Annotated in this window: 16 protein-coding genes; 6 read left to right on the top strand and 10 right to left on the bottom strand. The window is 64.0% G+C overall.

The features are described from left to right. Nucleotides 1-39 precede the first annotated feature (39 nt). Entirely contained in the window at nt 40-2,820 is a 2,781-nt protein-coding gene (locus L0U80_RS13435; protein WP_233864816.1) for a type IIG restriction enzyme/methyltransferase, read from the bottom strand. 227 nt (nt 2,821-3,047) lie between these two features. Between L0U80_RS13435 and L0U80_RS13430 the strand changes: the two genes are divergently transcribed. After that, nucleotides 3,048-4,181 carry a methyltransferase gene (locus tag L0U80_RS13430; RefSeq protein ID WP_233864815.1) on the top strand — a complete coding sequence of 378 codons (1,134 nt, stop codon included), beginning with the start codon at nt 3,048-3,050 and terminating at the stop codon, nt 4,179-4,181. A gap of 157 nt (nt 4,182-4,338) precedes the next feature. Here the strand turns inward: L0U80_RS13430 and L0U80_RS13425 are convergent, their stop codons facing one another. Next, nucleotides 4,339-4,659 (bottom strand): DNA-binding protein, encoded by a 321-nt coding sequence (locus L0U80_RS13425; protein ID WP_233864814.1) that lies wholly within the window; start codon nt 4,657-4,659, stop codon nt 4,339-4,341. A gap of 380 nt (nt 4,660-5,039) precedes the next feature. Here L0U80_RS13425 and L0U80_RS13420 point away from each other — a divergent pair, with 380 nt between their 5' ends. After that, a complete protein-coding gene (locus L0U80_RS13420) occupies nt 5,040-5,906 on the top strand; it encodes a class I SAM-dependent methyltransferase (protein WP_233865942.1) in 867 nt (288 codons plus the stop codon). Nucleotides 5,907-5,913: 7 nt separating this feature from the next. On the opposite strand, the gene L0U80_RS13415 is transcribed toward L0U80_RS13420, so the two are convergent. Next, complete coding sequence (locus tag L0U80_RS13415) at nt 5,914-6,498, bottom strand: DUF1415 domain-containing protein (protein ID WP_233864812.1); 585 nt, start codon at nt 6,496-6,498, stop codon at nt 5,914-5,916. Nucleotides 6,499-6,579: 81 nt separating this feature from the next. Continuing rightward, entirely contained in the window at nt 6,580-7,227 is a 648-nt protein-coding gene (locus L0U80_RS13410; protein ID WP_233864810.1) for a TetR/AcrR family transcriptional regulator, read from the bottom strand. A 164-nt stretch (nt 7,228-7,391) separates the two neighbouring features. On the opposite strand from L0U80_RS13410, the gene L0U80_RS13405 reads away from it, so the two are divergent. The 3 genes from L0U80_RS13405 (at nt 7,392) to L0U80_RS13395 (ending at nt 10,829) form a co-directional block, all read left to right on the top strand. Next, nucleotides 7,392-8,675, top strand: coding sequence for an MFS transporter (locus L0U80_RS13405; RefSeq protein WP_233864808.1), 1,284 nt, complete (start codon nt 7,392-7,394; stop codon nt 8,673-8,675). Nucleotides 8,676-8,779: 104 nt separating this feature from the next. Then, the gene (locus L0U80_RS13400; RefSeq protein ID WP_233864806.1) at nt 8,780-9,382 is read left to right on the top strand and encodes a nitroreductase family protein; all 603 of its coding nucleotides are present in this window, start codon (nt 8,780-8,782) and stop codon (nt 9,380-9,382) included. 184 nt (nt 9,383-9,566) lie between these two features. Continuing rightward, on the top strand, nt 9,567-10,829 hold the full coding sequence (locus tag L0U80_RS13395) for an Hsp70 family protein (RefSeq protein ID WP_233864804.1): 1,263 nt from the start codon (nt 9,567-9,569) through the stop codon (nt 10,827-10,829). A gap of 212 nt (nt 10,830-11,041) precedes the next feature. Here the strand turns inward: L0U80_RS13395 and L0U80_RS13390 are convergent, their stop codons facing one another. Continuing rightward, entirely contained in the window at nt 11,042-11,245 is a 204-nt protein-coding gene (locus L0U80_RS13390; RefSeq protein ID WP_124153069.1) for a cold-shock protein, read from the bottom strand. A gap of 435 nt (nt 11,246-11,680) precedes the next feature. Between L0U80_RS13390 and L0U80_RS13385 the strand changes: the two genes are divergently transcribed. Beyond that, nucleotides 11,681-13,276 (top strand): APC family permease, encoded by a 1,596-nt coding sequence (locus L0U80_RS13385; protein WP_233864802.1) that lies wholly within the window; start codon nt 11,681-11,683, stop codon nt 13,274-13,276. A gap of 102 nt (nt 13,277-13,378) precedes the next feature. Here L0U80_RS13385 and L0U80_RS13380 read toward each other — a convergent pair whose 3' ends face one another. The 5 genes from L0U80_RS13380 to prfA all read right to left on the bottom strand — a co-directional run bounded on the left by L0U80_RS13380 (nt 13,379) and on the right by prfA (nt 17,429). After that, the gene (locus L0U80_RS13380; RefSeq protein WP_233864800.1) at nt 13,379-14,179 is read right to left on the bottom strand and encodes a DODA-type extradiol aromatic ring-opening family dioxygenase; all 801 of its coding nucleotides are present in this window, start codon (nt 14,177-14,179) and stop codon (nt 13,379-13,381) included. Between the two features lie 184 nt (nt 14,180-14,363). Continuing rightward, a complete protein-coding gene (locus tag L0U80_RS13375) occupies nt 14,364-14,966 on the bottom strand; it encodes a UbiX family flavin prenyltransferase (protein ID WP_233864798.1) in 603 nt (200 codons plus the stop codon). 98 nt (nt 14,967-15,064) lie between these two features. After that, nucleotides 15,065-15,376, bottom strand: coding sequence for a Grx4 family monothiol glutaredoxin (grxD, locus tag L0U80_RS13370; RefSeq protein WP_124153073.1), 312 nt, complete (start codon nt 15,374-15,376; stop codon nt 15,065-15,067). Nucleotides 15,377-15,483: 107 nt separating this feature from the next. Then, nucleotides 15,484-16,326 (bottom strand): peptide chain release factor N(5)-glutamine methyltransferase, encoded by an 843-nt coding sequence (gene prmC, locus L0U80_RS13365; protein ID WP_233865940.1) that lies wholly within the window; start codon nt 16,324-16,326, stop codon nt 15,484-15,486. A 20-nt stretch (nt 16,327-16,346) separates the two neighbouring features. Beyond that, on the bottom strand, nt 16,347-17,429 hold the full coding sequence (gene prfA, locus L0U80_RS13360; protein WP_233864796.1) for a peptide chain release factor 1: 1,083 nt from the start codon (nt 17,427-17,429) through the stop codon (nt 16,347-16,349). Nucleotides 17,430-17,459: the final 30 nt, after the last annotated feature.

The following is a 17,459-nucleotide window of genomic DNA, read 5'->3' as shown; positions in this document are numbered from 1 at the left end:
ACGGTGCGCACAGATGCGCGTTTTTGACGCGGATTCAGATCACCGCGTTAGCTTGCGTGCTACGAGCGTGCCTTCAACACACGCAATTTCTGCTAGCGACAAACCGAACGCCTTGTACAGTTCGTCGTCGAGTTCCTGTGCAATTGCTTCTGATATCGCTGCGTGATCCGCATGGCGTTCGACCTCACTTAGCTCGATTAACCGATCAACCAACCGCACCACGTTCGTTCGTAACGTAGCACTCCCAGGCACCGGCACTGAATCGATCATCGCCTTCGTGAATGCGATGCCGCCGTTATAGCTCGACGACGGGTAGCACGCGCGCAAATAAAACGCTGCCAACGGACTGTTGATCACCGCCGCGACGAATTTCAGCAAGTCCTCATCGTCGGAACGCAGCATCAGCGTCGTCTTGCCCGGAATCACGTCGCCGGTCAGATCGAGTGTCGCATCCAGCCGCGTGAGCCCCTTGACGATGACCTTCTTCGCGTCGGCCTTCGCGCGGTAGCCGTTGGCGAATTCGGCGGCGAAGCGCGTGCGTTCCACCACCGGCTCGTGGTAGCGATCGCCGAGGTAGGTCATTGGCTTGGCGGCCCAGCGTGAAACGAACCGGTCGAGCGTGCCGGTGTTGACCACGCGATAGTGCCGTCGCGGAGAGAAACGTCCTTTCGCTTCTTCGATAAGCGGCTTGAGCCGATACGCGTCCGATGTCGCGCAGGCGTTCTCGCACGCAAGCAGCGAGCCGAGCCGCGGGTGTGACGCCTCGATCCGCCGCGCGAACGCGTAATGCGGCGAGAGCAGCGCATCGAGCCGCCACGGCGCAGACAGTGACGCTTGGCGTACCGACGCGAGCGGCGTGAGCGTGTCGCCGTCGAGCCGTGCGGTCGAAATGGTTTCTGTGCCCGAATTCGCGTAGATGGTCACAATCGAATCGACCAGTGCTTCGTCGAACACGTCGCGGCCCAGTGTCACGATGCGTTCGATCCTGCTGAGGTGCAGAGCGCGGAATGCGTCGCCGAACGGTTTCGAGAGCCACTTGTCCGGTGTGAGACAGGCCATTGCGCCGTCGCGCGCGAGCAGCGAGAGGCCGAGTTCCATGAATACGACGTACAGGTCCCAGTTTCCTTTCGCCGCTGGCCATCGTTGTGCGAGGTACGCGCGCACGTCTTGCTGGCCCTCGTTGACCATGCGCTCCGAGTCGATATAGGGCGGGTTGGCGATTACGGCGTCGAAGCCGCGGAAGGAGCCGTCGTTGTCGAGCATCGCGGGAAATTCGATGCGCCATTCGAATGCGTTTTCGAAAACACGCTCGTCGTGGTCGCGCGTTTCCGATGCACGTGGACGCAGGCGCTCGTTGAATGCGTCGGGTGCTTGAGCGATGTGGTTTGCGGCATACGCCCTATGTGGTTGCGACACGGGTTGTCGATCGCACGTAATCGGCTGCCGTTTCTCGACGGGCGCGCCGCGCAATATCGCGTCCATATCGAACCGGCTGATCGTCGCGTTGCCGCACTTGATGTTCGCGGTGAGGTCGGGCAGTCGGAAGAAGCAGCCGTGCTCGTCATAGCCAGCGTGTTCGAGCAGTTCGGCCCAAAGGCGCAACCGTGTCATTTGCACAGCGTCGGCGTTGAGATCCACGCCGTACAGCCCGTTCTCGACGATGGCGCATTTTTCGCGGAACAGCACTTCGTCGAGGCGTCGCGTCTCTTCGCGTGAGTTGAGCGCCTCACCGGTGGCACGCTTCACGATCAGGCGGTCCGCAACGACCTCGATGTCGTAACCGGTGAGGGGTTTTCCGTCGAGACCGGTCAGCAATCGCAGACGTGATTTGAGCGCTACGCACTCATTGAGCGCCGAAACGAGCAGATGCCCCGATCCAACGGCTGGATCACAAACGCACAACGAATCGACGATACTGCGTGCCTCGTCCAGGTCGTCGATAGATTCGCATAACTTATCAATGGTCTCGCAGTGCCAGCCCTTGGTGCGATTGAAGCGTCGCAGCACCGCCGACTCGATCGCCGAGCGGCACATAAGCGTCGCGACACGGCCTGGCGTGAACCAGGCGCCGTCGCGGTAGCCGTTGAGCTTTTCGAAGATCAGACCCGGGGTGGCTGCGTCGATGCGTCGTTTGCGCGGGGTGTCGTGGTGCGGCGCCCTGGAGCTGAAATCGAAGGCGTCGAGGAAATCGAGCAGATACGTGACGGGAGCGCGCGCGCCGGTTCGCGGCGCACCATCGGCCTGTATGAGCACGGAGCGGGCGAACAGCGGGAGCGGCGGATCGTCGTCGAGCGCGCCGAGCGTCGTCGGCGCGGTTCCTGAATCGCGGGGATCGAAGAAGGCGCCGGGCAAGCGCGGGATCCGCTCAAGCCGCACGCGCGTCGCGGTGTCATCGCCGCCGAGTACTTCGCGGCACCGTGCGTCGAGTTCCGCGAACGAGCGAATACGGTCTGAACGCAGGAACGCGTAGGCGGGATCGTTGTCGTGGAGCGTGAGGAGCCGCGCTTCGAGCAGCTTCAGAAACACAAGCTGGCAGATCCACGCGATGCAAAACCGAAGTGCGATGCCGAATCGTTGCGCCTCGCGGCTCGACGGCGCCGCGTCCGCAAACTGTTCGATCGTGTGCGCCTCCATGCGCGCGAGCGCGTTCTCGATCAGCGATCCGCGCAACCGTTCGTGCACGCTTTGGCGGACGATGGCCGGTTTCCCGTTCGCGACGGTCTCGCACAGGCCGGCGATGTGCAGCAACTCCGCGTAGAAGGCTTCGTCGAGCGCGGCGCGGCGCGAACGTGCGCGTTTCTTCGGTTTGGTCTCGGGCATGGCTCGCCTGGTGTCGATGCGCGTCGATGGGCGTGGGTTGGCGTCGGTCCGCGTCGATGGTCGCCGCCCATTTTAATCGCACCGCCATGGCGCCTATGACGTTCGGACGGGTCGACGCCCGCGGACAGGTGGGCGATGATCATGGCAAGCCTCGTCGGCGAAGCTTTCTGTCCCGCTCTGCTATATGATGGCGCCGCTCCGGCAGTGCCGTTTTGCACACGTAACCTATGAACGATTTTCCCACCCTCAGCTGGCCCGATACGGACGGCCCCCGCACCGTCCGCTGGCGTTCGGAGGCCGGCGTGCCGGCGCCGAAACGCGTTGTCCTCGCGGACGATCGCACCACGGCCGACGCCGCTTACCGGCTCGCTTGCGAAGGCACGGCGCTCCTGTGGCGCGGCGACTACCAGAATGCTCGCCAATTGCTGCAGGCCATGGCGCGCCGCACCGACCGCAAACCACGCAAGGCGCCGGCTTCGCTGCTCGACGCGTTCAACCTGCACCGGCAGGCTCAATCCCAACGCGCGCGGACTTTGGGGATGGTGCTGATTCCGCTGGAAGGCGACTACACAATCCCGCTGCGCCGTGCACCCGACGTGCGGCTCGCCTGCGAGGAGGCGTGGGGACCGGCGACGGACGATGCGTCGGCGGTGTCGCTGCGCGAACTCCTCGGGCTGATCGGCGCGCACGAATGGCGCAAGAAGGGCGTCGAAATCCCGGCGCTCGATAACGCCCGCATTCATCCGTACTACGGCGTCTTTTCACCGGTGCGCGGCGAGTATGTCGATCTCGTCGCGCGCACGCCGTTGCCCTCGACCGACCTGGCCTTTGACATCGGCACGGGTACCGGTGTGCTCTCGGCGGTGCTGGCGGCGCGCGGCGTGAAACAGGTCGTCGCCACCGATCAGGACCCGCGCGCGCTGGCCTGCGCACGCGAGAACCTCGCGCGGCTCGGTTACGGTGGGCGCGTCCAGGTGGTGGAAGCGGACCTGTTTCCGGCCGGGCGTGCGCCGCTCATCGTCTGCAATCCGCCGTGGGTGCCGGCTCGGCCCGCGTCGCCTGTCGAGTATGCGGTGTTCGATCCCGACAGCCGCATGCTGCGCGGCTACCTCGACGGGCTGAAAGACCACCTGGAGCCAGGTGGAGAAGGTTGGCTGATCCTCTCGGACTTCGCAGAACATCTGGGCTTGCGCTCGCGCGAAGCACTCGTGGAGATGATTGCGAACGCGGGTCTCCAGGTAATTGGCCGCGAGGATATCCGGGCGCGTCACCCGAAGGCCGCCGACCGCACCGATCCACTCCACGAAGCGCGCGCGAAGGAAGTGACTTCACTCTGGCGATTGAAGGTTCGGGGCGCTTGACGCACGGGCGTGCATACCCTGGTGCACTGCGGGAGTAGGGCTGCACGCGGTAACGCGCGACGTCGCACGTGTGACTGCGGCGCAACGAGCGGTGCGGCCGATGCGCTGGCGCCAGGCACCCGCTTCGGCCGCTCGGTGATCGCTGCTCAGAGTCGCGTCAGCCCGGATACGCCTCGTCGACCTTCAGGCCCGCAAGCTTGAAAATCACGCGCAGCGTCTGCGGCTTGATATCGCGGCGCGCGGCGAGCGCCGACATCACGAAGTCGAGCACCTTCGCGTATTTCAGCAGGATCAGGCAGGTTTCGAGATCTGCGGTGCCGTCACGCATTTCCTCAGCTATCCTCAGCATTTCCATCGAGATGTCGCGCGCCATCTCGAGTTCCAGTTGCTGCTTTTCCGTCCACTCAGGAACGGCGAGCAGTTTGGTGAGCAGTTCCTGGAATTTCTGCTCGGCGTTTCCGTCTGGAATCGTGTTCATCACATGCCCCATGCAAGGACGTCCAGGGTCGAGCGCTCTGTGCGCATCGGCGAGCCGCAACGTGCCTGTTCTGTCGGTACCGGCAGTGCCGGCGCCACCTCCCGAACGCGCTGACCAGTCCGCTGTCCAGACTATTGCCGCCCAGTCGCGCTCCCGACTCCCGACTGCTCATTTGTGGACATCGGGGACACATACCCTCGGTGTCTCTTGTGATCAACCCAATCTATCTCTGGCATCCGGTCGCGCGTGAACGTTCCCGGCGCTGAAGGCGAATTGACGGCCTCATTGCACTTTTTCCGTAAAATGGCAGGTCAGTCGTATTCCTTCCGTAACCTGTCGCACGTTTCCCGCCAAATGGCGTTTCTTCTGTGCCCGCTCCGATGTCCAGCAAGACCTACGAAATCCGCCCGAACCAGTCGATCGAACTCCTCAAAGAGCTTCACATCCTGACCCGCGACGGCAAGATGAACCAGGATAGCCGCCGCAAGCTCAAGCAGGTCTATCACCTGTTCCAGTTCATCGAGCCCCTTCTCAAGGACCTGAAGCAGGATGGCCGGGACATCACGCTCGTCGACCACGGCGCGGGCAAGTCATACCTCGGTTTTATTCTCTACGACCTGTTTTTCAAGGAACTGCATGACAAGTCGCGCATTTTCGGCATCGAAACGCGCGACGAACTCGTGCAGCACTCGCGCGAACTGGCAGAGCGGCTGGGCTTTGGGGGCATGTCGTTTCTGAATCTGTCGGTTGCGGATTCCATTACATCGACCCAGCTGCCGACCACCGTCGATATCGTGACGGGATTGCATGCCTGCGATACCGCCACCGATGATGCGCTGCGCTTCGCACTGAAGAAAAAGGCGCGCTACATCGTCGTCGTGCCGTGCTGTCAGGCAGAGGTGGCGGGGGTGCTGCGACGCAACAAGGGCAAGTCACTCGGCCAGGCGCTCGCCGAGATCTGGCGTCACCCGCTGCACACTCGCGAGTTCGGCAGCCAGATCACGAACGTGCTGCGCTGCCTCCAGCTTGAGGCACACGGCTATCAGGTGAGCGTGACGGAACTGGTCGGCTGGGAACACTCGATGAAAAACGAGCTGATCATCGCCCAGTACAAGAATCTGCCGCGACGCAAGCCCGCGGCGCGGCTCGCCGAAATCCTCGATACGTTTGGCCTTGCCGAACTGAAGGAGCGCTTCTTCATCGACGAAGGCGAAGAAGCGGCGGGTGTGGCGGCAACGGAAGCCTGAGCGGGCGTTATTCGCCGGACTCGCTCATCCAGTCGCGCCAGCCTTGATGGCCGAGGCGGCGCAGCACTTCCATGTTGCGTTCATAGATGTCGGAGGCGTCGGGGAATGCCTCGACCGCGCGGGCGATGCTCGCCTCGCGTATCAAATGCAGCGTGGGGTAGGGCGTGCGATTCGTGTAGTTCTCTATGTCGTCGGGCTCGGTGCCCTCGAACTGGAACTGCGGATGGAAGCTCGCGACCTGCAGCGTGCCTTCGAGCCCCAACTGTTTCAGCAGGCGATCCGCGAACCAGGTCGCGTCATTGAAATCGAGGAAATCCGTAAGTGCATGGGGCAGGATCAGCAGCGTCGTGTCGATCTGCTCGGGATCGGCCGCGTCGAGCGTCTTCAACTCGGCCTCGAGATCGGCCAGAACGCCCTCTAGATCGGTCGCCTCGCTGATCGCATAGCGGACCTGGTTCTTCACGTGCACGCTCTTCGCGAACGGGCACAGGTTCAGTCCGATCACGGCGCGCGTGAGCCAGTGGCGGGTCGCGGCGATGATCTCGGCGTGGGCCGGATTGGCGTCGGTGGGCGGGGGGGCGTTATCGGTCATGCCGTCATTTTACCGGCCGGTGGCTTGGGTCTTGCGCGGTGCGGCGTCTCAGCCGCTGTCGCGCATCGGCACCTGACCGGGTCAAGCCGCCGCGTCAGGCGCTGCCGGGCACGCCGAATTGATCAGCAGTTTTGCGATGCGCGGTGCCGCAAGGATCGGGCCGCAACCCGCTCCGTATGTCTGACTCGCCGCGTAGACCCCCTCGACCAGAAGTGCGAGCGCGTCGGCGAGCGCTTCGGGGTCCGCTGCGCGCGCGTCTTTCGCCAGCGCGGTGAGCCGCGCGATCAGTTTCGATTTGTTGTCGGCGACCGCGCGTCGCGCCGGATGCGACGCATCCGGGAATTCCGCCGCAACGTTGACGAACGGACAGCCGCGGTAGCCGGGCACTGACGCGCGCCGCGCGAGGTCGTCGAAATACTGGAGCAACTGCCTGGCCGGCTCGCCCGGATGTTTCGCGAGGCTCGCGTCGAAGCGTTCGAAGAATCGTTCGTCGCATCGTTTCAGATAGGCGACCACCAGATCGTCCTTCGACGAGAACTGCCGGTACAGGCTCATCTTGTTCACGCCCGCACGCTCGACCACGGCTTCGATGCCCACGGCGCGCACGCCATCCCGGTAGAACAGTTCGCCCGCCGCGTTGAGCAGATGCTCGTGCGCACGAGCGCCCGTCGTGTGCGGACGCGGTTTGCCTGCGCGACGGTCCGTGGCGGTGGGTGGGTGGTCGGTCATGGCAATCTCGCCGGTAGGGATACGCTTGACATGTTACCGAGCGGTCACTACGATCGCAACACACTTGTGACCGATCGGTAACAAACCGTTGCCGATGTGTTCACGGTTTTCGAATCGGGCCAAATCAGGCAGGAGACCGCTCCTCGAGGGCGACAGGAGCACGGATGAACTGGGCAGCTAGATGGATCGGCGGGCGTTTCCACTACGGATGGTTCGTCGTGGCGGTGGTGTTTCTCGTCTTGCTGGCGGCCGCCGGCACGCGGGCGACACCGAGCGTGATGATGATTCCGCTCGAGCATCAGTTCGGCTGGAGCCGAGCGACGATTTCGCTCGCGATTTCCGTGAACATTGCGCTCTACGGCCTCATGGGGCCGTTCGCGGCGGCGGCGATGCAGCGTTTTGGCGTGCGTCCGACATTGCTCGCAGCGCTCGGCACGATGGGCGGTGGCGTGGCGCTGTCGTCGCTGATGACGCACCCGTGGCAGATGGTGCTGATCTGGGGCGTGATGGTCGGCGGTGCGACGGGCGTCGCGGCGCTGTCGCTGTCGGCAACCGTGGTGACGCGCTGGTTCACCACGCATCGCGGTCTGGCGATGGGCATCCTCACCGCAAGCTCGGCCACCGGTCAGCTCGTGTTCCTGCCGTTCCTCGCGGCAATCGCGCAGAAGTACGGCTGGCAGCCGGTTGTGCTGGTGGTCGCGGCGGCGTCGGCGGTGGTGATTCCGCTCGTCGCGTTGCTGTTGCCGGAGCGGCCCGCCGACATGAAGCTGCGCCCTTATGGCGAAGGGCACGACATGCCGCCCGCGCCGCCACAGCCGCAGGGCAATCCGCTGAAGATCGCGTTCGGCGCGCTCACATCGGCAAGCCGCACGCGTGACTTCTGGCTGCTCTTCTTCAGTTTTTTCATCTGCGGCGCGAGCACGAACGGCTACGTCGGCACCCACCTCATCGCGATGTGCGGCGACTACGGCTTGTCGGAGGTTCAGGGCGCGTCGCTGCTCGCGGCGATGGGCATCTTCGACCTCTTCGGCACGACGCTGTCGGGCTGGCTTTCGGACCGCTTCAACAGCCGCGTGTTGCTCTTCTGGTACTACGGCCTGCGCGGTCTTTCGCTGATCTATCTCCCGCACGCGTTCGGCATCGAGTTCTTCGGGCTCCCGATCTTCGCCGTGTTCTACGGACTCGACTGGATCGCGACCGTGCCGCCGACGGTGCGTCTCACCACCGACGTTTACGGCAAGGAGCGCGCGCCGATCGTCTTCGGCTGGGTGGTGGCGGGACACCAACTCGGTGCGGCGTTCGCGGCCTACGGCGCGGGACTTTTGCGCTCGAGCCTCGGCACTTACACGGTGGCGTCGATGATTTCCGGCGGGCTGTGTCTCGTTGCGTCGTTCCTCGTACTGTGGATCAATCGGGGTCCGCGTGAAGTGGCCGTGCAAACAGCATAAAGCGGGCGTTTACCCTCCCGGAATTGCTGCAGCGCGATTCACAAGGCGCGGGTATGCTAGTGTCCCCTGGGGCGAGCCGCCCTCACGTAAAGGACAGACAAGGCATGACGAAGCAAAAACCTGCACCGACAGCCGTGCCCATCCACGAACTGATTGCCGGCCGCTGGAGTCCGCGCGCCTATTCGAACGAGCCGGTGAGCCGCGAGGCGCTGCATGCGGTGATCGAAGCGGCGCGTTGGGCGCCGTCGAGCTTCAACCTGCAGCCGTGGCGTTTCATCGTCTTCGACCGCACGGCTGACGAAGTCGCGTTCAAGCGCGCGTTTTCGACGCTCGTGCCGTTCAACCAGCAGTGGAACGCACCGGCCCCGGTGCTGATCGCGGTGACCGCCCAGACGCTCAACACGAAGGGCGAAGTGAACCGCACGGCGCAGTACGACGCGGGCGCGGCAGCGATGTCGCTGGTGCTGCAGGCGCATGCGCTAGGCCTCGCGGCGCACCAGATGAGCGGCTTCGACGTCAACGCATTCCGCAAGGAGTTCGCGCTGCCGAACGGCGTGGAACCGCTCGCGATCATCTCGATTGGCCACTACGGCGAAGCCGAGAAGCTCGATCCGGTCCTGCGCGATCGGGAAAAGGCGGAGCGCACGCGCGCGGCGATGGGTGAGATCGCGTATGCGAACGCGTGGAAGCAGCCGTTCAAGGGCTGACGAACGATCGACGCTTGATTAACACGATCAACACGAAAAAACGCGCGGCCTGACCGCGCGTTTTTCTTTGCGGGGACGCATCATGGCGTTGCGGTTGCGGCGCGCCAGGCTTTCGTGATAAAAAGCCCGTCCCTCCCAGCCCTTCCTTTCACGCGTGCATGCCCCGTGCGGCGCGCTTCCTGCCATGACCACGTTCTGCGCGATCGACTTCGGAACCTCCAATTCGGCCGTGGCGCTGCCCGATGCTGCGTCCGGCGGCACCATGCGGCTTGCGCCCGTGGAGGGCGACCACGTCACGTTGCCGACCGCCGTATTTTTCAACGCCGATGAGCACACGCGCGAGTTCGGCCGCGCGGCGTTGACGTCGTACATCGACGGCTTCGACGGCCGCCTCATGCGGTCGATGAAGAGCATCCTCGGCTCGCCGCTCGCCCAGAGCACGACGGATCTCGGTGACGGCAGCGCGATCCCCTACACGGAAATCATCGCGATCTTCGTCGATCATCTGAAGCGCAGTGCCGAAGCGTGCGCGCATGCGCCGATCGAACGTGCGGTGCTGGGCCGCCCGATCTTTTTCGTCGACGACGATCCGCGCGCCGACCAGCTCGCGCAGGATCAGCTCGAAGCCGCGGCGCGTGCCGTCGGGTTTCGCGAGATCCATTTCCAGTACGAGCCCATTGCTGCCGCATTCGACTACGAATCGCGCCTGACGCAAGAGGGTCTCGTGCTCGTGGCCGACATCGGCGGCGGTACATCGGACTTTTCGCTCGTGCGCGTGGGCCCGCAGCGCATGCAGCGACTCGAACGCAAGGATGACGTGCTGGCGCACCACGGCGTGCACGTCGCGGGCACGGACTACGACCGTCGCGTCTCGCTATCGACGATCCTGTGCGAACTCGGCTACCAGACGCTCGATCCGGAAGGCCGGGAGATTCCGAACCGCGTCTACTTCGATCTCGCGACGTGGCACCTGATCAACACCGTCTACACGCCGAAGCGCACGACCGAGCTGAAGCTGATGCGCCACTTGTATCGCGAGACGCGCCACCACGACCGGCTCATGCGCGTGGTCGAGCAGCGCCTGGGACACGCGCTGGCGGCGCGCGGCGAGGAGGCGAAGATCGGCGTATCGGCGGGTGGCGAGACGATGATCGATCTGGAAACGGTTGAGGCGGATCTGCGTCTCGCTTTCGGCGACGCGCAACTGGTCGAAGCCGGCCGCGAGGAAACGCGCCGCATCGTACAGGCCGCGCGCGATACGGTGCAGGCGGCCGGCGTTGCGCCTGCCAACGTGGACGCGCTGTATTTCACGGGCGGCTCGACGGGCTTGCGGTTCCTCACCGAGGCGCTCTCGGAGGCATTCCCGCAGGCACGGCCGGTGTTCGGCGACCGGCTGGCGAGCGTGGCAACAGGCCTTGGCATTCACGCGCAGCGCCTGTTCGGCTGAAGCCGGAGAGGCCGCGGGGACACAACACGCGGCGTCCGCAAACCGTCATTCCCATCGCGAAAAACGAAGCTACAGCCCCGCCTGGCGCCGCCTCGCCGGGAGCAGGCAAGAAAAAACCCCACCTTCCGGAGGAAGCGTGGGGTTTTTCGGTAAGCTTGTCGGGCAGGACACCGTAGCAGGCACCCTGGCGGACATTACCTCAAGACGCAGTCTTAGACCGGCTTGATGTTCGCAGCTTGCTTGCCCTTCGGGCCAGTGCGAATTTCGAATTGCACTTTCTGGTTTTCTTGCAGGGTCTTGAAGCCGTCGACCTTGATTTCCGAGAAGTGCGCGAACAGATCTTCGCCGCCGCCGTCCGGCGTGATGAAGCCAAAGCCCTTTGCGTCATTGAACCACTTGACGGTACCGGTTTCCATATTACTTTCCTAAAAATGAATTGAGGCCGAAGCCCGAGAGGTGCACGAAAATCAAGGAAGGGGTATGGGACCAGCCGGAGTACCGTTGATGGGCGAACTACGAAAGACCAATTCACACTCGCCGCTTGAAATCCTGCGTGGTCTTTATACGGCGAAATCGCTGTAAGGTCAACTGGGACCAGGGAAAACTCGAGGATTTTTACGCCAGGGTCGAAACAAAAGCGCACAAGCCTTGTCGGGAGCGCAAATTTTTTTGTAGCCAGCAGGGGACTTTCAAAGCCAATTCGGGGTGCAACCGTTAAACTACGCGCCGCGCAATGGTTGCTCCCAAGGGGCGCAACCAATTCAATGCGCGAGAGGTGCGACCGCCCGGATACCTGTCCGCAAAACAGACGGGACCCTCGGCATCAAACCGCTCTTGATACAGGAGAAGACGTGAAAAGTTCTATTCAACGGAGCATCGGCCCCTTCGCGCTGATGTTTACGGGTCTCGGTTCGATCATCGGTTCGGGCTGGCTGTTCGGCGCGTGGAAGGCTGCGAAGATTGCGGGTCCGGCGGCCATCTGCGCCTGGATCATCGGCGCAGTGGTGATTCTGGCCATTGCACTCACTTACGCCGAACTCGGCGCGATGTTCCCGGAGTCGGGCGGCATGGTGCGTTATGCCCGCTACTCGCACGGTGCGCTGGTGGGCTTCATCAGTGCATGGGCAAACTGGATCGCCATCGTTTCGGTGATTCCGATCGAAGCCGAAGCTTCGATCCAGTACATGAGCACCTGGCCCTATCCCTGGGCCCACGCGCTCTTTGTCGATGGATCGCTGACACATTCGGGGCTTGTGCTCTCGGCGCTGCTCGTGATCGTGTACTTCATGCTCAACTATTGGGGCGTGAAGATCTTCGCGCGGGCCAACACCGCCATCACGCTGTTCAAGTTCATCATTCCGGGTCTGACGATCATCGGATTGATGGCCGGCGCTTTCCACCACGAAAACTTCGGCACGACGACCACCTTCGCGCCGTACGGCTGGTCGGCGGTGTTCACGGCAGTCGCGACGAGCGGCGTCGTGTTTGCGTTCAACGGCTTCCAGAGCCCGATCAACCTCGCGGGTGAAGCGCGCAACCCGGCGAAGAGTGTGCCGTTTGCGGTGATCGGCTCGATCCTGCTGGCACTCGTGATCTATGTGCTGCTGCAGGTCGCCTACATCGGCGCGGTGGACCCCGCTCACGTCGCTGGCGGCTGGAACACGTTCGACTTCAAGTCGCCGTTCGCCGAACTCGCAATCGCGCTGAACCTGAACTGGCTCGCGATCCTGCTTTACGTCGACGCATTCGTGAGCCCGAGCGGCACCGGTACGACCTACATGGCGACGACCTCGCGCATGATCTACGCGATGGAGCGCAACAACACGATGCCGAAGATGTTCGGCAGCGTACACCCGTTCTACGGCGTGCCGCGCAATGCGATGTGGTTCAACCTGCTGATCTCGTTCATCTTCATGTTCTTCTTCCGCGGCTGGAGCGCGCTCGCGGCGGTGATCTCGGTGGCGACGGTCATCTCGTACCTCACCGGCCCGATCAGTCTGATGGCGCTCAAGCGCTCCGCAACGGATCTCAAGCGGCCGCTCTCGGTGCCGTTCATGAACGTGATCGCACCATTCGCGTTCGTCTGCGCATCGCTGATCCTGTACTGGGCGAAATGGCCGCTGACTGGCGAAATCATCCTGCTGATGGTCGTCGCGCTGCCGGTTTACTTCTACTTCCAGGCCAAGCAAGGCTTCGATGGCTGGGGCGCGGACCTGAAGGCCGCCTGGTGGCTGTGCGGGTACCTTCCGGTTATGGCGCTTCTCTCGCTGATCGGCAGTAAGCAGTTCGGCGGTGCCAACGTGCTTCCCTACGGCTGGGACATGCTGGTCGTTGCACTGGTTGCGCTCGTCTTCTACTACTGGGGCATCAACTCTGGCTACCGCACGCCGTACCTCAGCGAGCGTGCGGAGCACGACGAGGTGCTCGAAGGCATCGGCGCGCACTGAGCGCCGGACGTCGATCGCGGCACACGCTGCGATCGATGTAGCGAAAAAGCCCGCCTGAAGTAATTCAGGCGGGCTTTTTCGTTTTCGGGGGCTGAATCGTGGTCAGTGCTGCGCCGAGCCGAAGACGTAGTTCGTCATCGCGAGCGCGCGCTGGTACGTACCGAGCGACTGGATACCGAGCGTGTAGTCATCGTCGGCGGCGCCGAGTGCCGCGAAGACCGGCAACAAATGTTCATCCGTCGGATGCATGAGCTGTGCGTGGGGCGCGCGGTGACGATAGTCGAGCAAGGTGTCGATGTCCCGCGCGGCAAGACGGTCTTCAAACCAGTCCGTAAATTCGGCGACGCGCGGGTCCGCATCCTCCGGACGCGCCGAAAAATCCGCCGCGCGCAGGTTGTGTGTGATCTGGCCGGAGCCGATCACCATCACGCCTTCGTCGCGCAACGCGCGCAGCGCGCGGCCAATCGCGAAGTGATGCGCGGCGTCGGCGCGTGGCTGAATCGAGAGCTGGGCGACAGGCACGTCGGCGTGCGGGAACATCAGCAGCATCGGCACCCAGGCGCCGTGGTCGATGCCGTGCGCTTCCTCGCCGACCGGCACACCTCGCTCGCGCAGCAGCGCGGCGGCGCGCTGCGCGGTCTCGGGCGCGCCCGGGGCGGGGTACTCGATTTCATAGAGCGCACGCGGGAAGCCGTAGAAGTCGTGGATCGTTTCGGGCTGCGCCGCTGTGCTGACTACGGGCTGCACTGTGCACCAGTGAGCGGACAGCATCAGCACGGACTGCGGGCGCGGCAGCTCGGAGGATAGCGTCGCGAAGGCGCCGGAGGGCAGAGACGGGTCGATCGGCAGTGTGGGTGCGCCGTGCGAAAGGAACACGGCCGGCATGCGGGTGGTTGTCGTCATGATCACGGGCCGCGGCGAGGCGGCGCTGAAGGTTCGGTTGTGACGAATATAGATGCCTACCGATGGGAATTAAACGGCCTGCGAGAGAATTGATTGTGTCGCGTGTGTTGATAATCTCAGCCCGCCGCTGCGGCGGCTCACAGGGCCAGATGACGAGCGTAAAGTGCCTGGGGCGCTTTAAGCTTTAGTCCGCACTTTCGCGCAGACCTTGCCACGCTGGCGAAAGCGCGGGCCCGAGCGCGAACAGGTCGAGCACGCGCGCGACCGTGTGATCGACCATTTCGTCGATCGAGGCAGGCTGGTTGTAGAACGCGGGCAGGGGCGGAAAGATGACGCCGCCCATTTCGGTCACTGACGTCATGTTGCGCAGGTGGGCGAGATTGAGCGGCGTCTCCCGCACGAGCAGCACGAGGCGGCGGCGCTCCTTGAGCGTGACGTCGGCGGCGCGGGTGATGAGGTTGTCGGAGAGGCCGTGTGCGACGCTCGCGAGCGTCTTCATCGAGCATGGCGCGATGATCATGCCGTCCGTCGCAAACGAACCCGACGCGATGCTCGCGCCCACATCCCGCACCGAATGCACGACGTCAGCGCGTGCGTGGACGTCGTCTTTGGTGAGTTGCAGTTCGTGCTGGATGTTGAGCCAGCCGGCTGAAGAGACCAGCAGATGGCTCTCGACACCGCCGACGCGGCGCAGCATATCGAGGATGCGCACACCGTAGATCGCGCCAGTCGCGCCGGTAATGGCAACGATCAGCCTGCGCGGAGGAGCGATATGGGGAGCGTTCACGAACGGAAGGGGCGCGTAGGGCGTGCGGGAGATCGAACGGCTGCCCAGGCGGGACGGCCGGGAGGTGGCGAGGTTCGGGCCACCTCCCGGCGAGGCGCTTACGCCTGTGCGAACAGCTGCTGCAGTTCGCCGTTCTCGTACATCTCCATCATGATGTCCGAGCCGCCGATGAATTCGCCCTTCACGTAAAGCTGCGGGATGGTCGGCCAGTTCGAGAATTCCTTGATGCCCTGGCGGATCGCGTCGTCTTCGAGGACGTTGACGGTCTTGAACTGATCGACGCCGCATGCCTTGAGGATCTGCACCGCGCGACCCGAGAAACCGCACATCGGAAATTGCGCGTTGCCCTTCATGAACAGGACGACTGCGTTTTCATCGACGATCTGCTTGATGCGTTGTTGGGTTTCCATGAGTGACCTTGCAAAGTATTGATGCGGAACAGAATGAAATGATAGCGGATTTCGCCTGGCGAGGCGGGGTGCGACATGGTTGGCGGAGGGGACATTCGCGCTGCGTTTCAGCGCGGCGACCGCCCCCCGCTGATGCGCTCGATACCGGCGAGATCCTGCTGCGAGTGCACGTCGGCGAAGCCTTCCGCGGCGAGCAGCGCGCGCACGGCCGCCGCCTGGTCGTAGCCGTGTTCCATCCACAGCACGCCTGCCGGAGCGAGGTGCCCGAGCGCACCCGCGACAATGGCCCGCAGGGCCGTGAGGCCGTCGGCTTCGTCCGTGAGCGCGCCGCGCGGCTCAAAGCGCAGGTCGCCCTGGTCGAGATGCGGGTCGCCGCTCGCGATGTACGGCGGATTGCTCACGATCACCTCGAAGCGCAGCGACGGATCGAGTGCGTCGTACCAGCTGCCCGCGACGAAGGTGAGCGCGCCGCCTGGGCGTTTCGCGTCGAGAAGGCGGGTAGCGTTGCGCGCGGCGAGCGCAAGCGCGGCCGCCGAGCGGTCGACAGCCCACACGCGCGCGTCCGGCCGCGCCGAGGCGATCGCCACCGCAATCGCACCGCTGCCCGTGCCGAGATCGAGCACGCGCGGCGCGGTGTGGCCCTCGATGGCGGCGAGCGCCGTTTCGACGAGCAGTTCGGTTTCGGGCCGCGGAATCAGCACATCGGACGTGACTTCGAAATCGAGGCCGTAGAACTCGCGCGCACCCACGAGTTGCGCGACCGGAACGCCTTCCACACGGCGAGCCTCGAGCGCGCGCCAGGCGTCGATTTGCGCCGCGTCGAGCGCTTCGTCGCCGCGCGTAATGAGTTGGGTGCGGCGCCAGCCGAGCACGTGCATGAGCAGCACGCGAGCCTCCAGGGCCGGCAACGGCGAGGCGCGCAGCAGGGTGTCGGCGGTGACGGGATTCACACTCACGGGCGGGGTGGCTCTCAGTCCGCGTCGCCGAGCGAGGCGAGCTGCTCGGCCTGATGCTCGGAGAGGAGCGCGCCGATCAGTTCGTCGAGTTCACCGTCCATGATCGATTCGAGCCGATAGAGTGTGAGGTTGATGCGGTGATCGGTGAGTCGCCCTTGCGGGAAGTTGTACGTGCGGATGCGCTCCGAGCGGTCGCCCGAGCCGACGAGACTCTTGCGCGTCGCCGCTTCCTTCGCGTGCTGCTCCGAGCGTTGCTTGTCCATGATGCGCGCCGCGAGCACCTTGAGCGCGCGGTCCTTGTTCTTGTGCTGCGAGCGATCGTCCTGGCACTCGACGACGATTCCGGTCGGAAGGTGCGTCACGCGCACGGCCGAATCGGTCTTGTTGATGTGCTGGCCGCCCGCGCCCGAGGCGCGAAACGTGTCGATGCGCAGATCGGCGGGATTGATCGCGACTTCGCCGATTTCGTCGGCTTCGGGCATCACCGCGACCGTGCACGCCGACGTGTGGATGCGGCCCTGCGTTTCCGTGGCCGGCACGCGCTGCACTCGATGGCCGCCCGACTCGAACTTGAGCTTCGAGTACGCGGCTTCGCCCGCGATTCGCACGATGACTTCCTTGTAGCCGCCGAGGTCCGATTCGCTCGCCGACATCATTTCGATCTGCCAGCGATTGCGTTCGGCATAGCGCAGGTACATGCGCAGGAGGTCGCCCGCGAACAGCGCCGATTCGTCGCCGCCCGTGCCCGCGCGGATTTCGAGGAACACGTTGCGCTCGTCGTTGGGGTCCTTCGGCAGCAGCATTTTCTGCAGGTCGTTCTGCAGTTGCGCCATGCGATCGCGTGCGCTTTTAACCTCGTCTTCGGCGAACTCGCGCATCGAGGCGTCCGAAAGCAGGTCCTTCGCCGCCGATTCGTCCTCTTTCGCCTGGCGCCACTGCGCGTAGTGCTCGACCACGGGCTCCAGTTCCGAGTGCTCGCGCGTGAGCTTGCGGTACTGGTCGCGGTTGGACGTCACATCGGGACGGCTCAACAGGTCGTTCAGCTCGGCCAGGCGTGTAGTCAGCTGGTCGAGCTTCGATTGCATGCTCGTTTTCATCGGGCGGTTCGAAGCGGGCTTTCCGGAAAG

This window comes from Paraburkholderia adhaesiva, assembly GCF_021390575.1.
GTDB classification, from domain to species: domain Bacteria; phylum Pseudomonadota; class Gammaproteobacteria; order Burkholderiales; family Burkholderiaceae; genus Paraburkholderia; species Paraburkholderia adhaesiva.
Note: the sequence above shows the minus strand (reverse complement) of the source record. Positions and strands in the feature narration are given on the sequence as shown.

Excerpts from the sequence above, each read along its gene's own strand:
- L0U80_RS13435 (WP_233864816.1), bottom strand. The coding sequence starts at position 2,820 with ATGCCCGAGACCAAACCGAAGAAACGCGCACGTTCGCGCCGCGCCGCG.
- L0U80_RS13430 (WP_233864815.1), top strand. The coding sequence starts at position 3,048 with ATGAACGATTTTCCCACCCTCAGCTGGCCCGATACGGACGGCCCCCGC.
- L0U80_RS13425 (WP_233864814.1), bottom strand. The coding sequence starts at position 4,659 with ATGAACACGATTCCAGACGGAAACGCCGAGCAGAAATTCCAGGAACTG.
- L0U80_RS13420 (WP_233865942.1), top strand. The coding sequence starts at position 5,040 with ATGTCCAGCAAGACCTACGAAATCCGCCCGAACCAGTCGATCGAACTC.
- L0U80_RS13415 (WP_233864812.1), bottom strand. The coding sequence starts at position 6,498 with ATGACCGATAACGCCCCCCCGCCCACCGACGCCAATCCGGCCCACGCC.
- L0U80_RS13410 (WP_233864810.1), bottom strand. The coding sequence starts at position 7,227 with ATGACCGACCACCCACCCACCGCCACGGACCGTCGCGCAGGCAAACCG.
- L0U80_RS13405 (WP_233864808.1), top strand. The coding sequence starts at position 7,392 with ATGAACTGGGCAGCTAGATGGATCGGCGGGCGTTTCCACTACGGATGG.
- L0U80_RS13400 (WP_233864806.1), top strand. The coding sequence starts at position 8,780 with ATGACGAAGCAAAAACCTGCACCGACAGCCGTGCCCATCCACGAACTG.
- L0U80_RS13395 (WP_233864804.1), top strand. The coding sequence starts at position 9,567 with ATGACCACGTTCTGCGCGATCGACTTCGGAACCTCCAATTCGGCCGTG.
- L0U80_RS13390 (WP_124153069.1), bottom strand. The coding sequence starts at position 11,245 with ATGGAAACCGGTACCGTCAAGTGGTTCAATGACGCAAAGGGCTTTGGC.
- L0U80_RS13380 (WP_233864800.1), bottom strand. The coding sequence starts at position 14,179 with ATGACGACAACCACCCGCATGCCGGCCGTGTTCCTTTCGCACGGCGCA.
- grxD (WP_124153073.1), bottom strand. The coding sequence starts at position 15,376 with ATGGAAACCCAACAACGCATCAAGCAGATCGTCGATGAAAACGCAGTC.
- prfA (WP_233864796.1), bottom strand. The coding sequence starts at position 17,429 with ATGAAAACGAGCATGCAATCGAAGCTCGACCAGCTGACTACACGCCTG.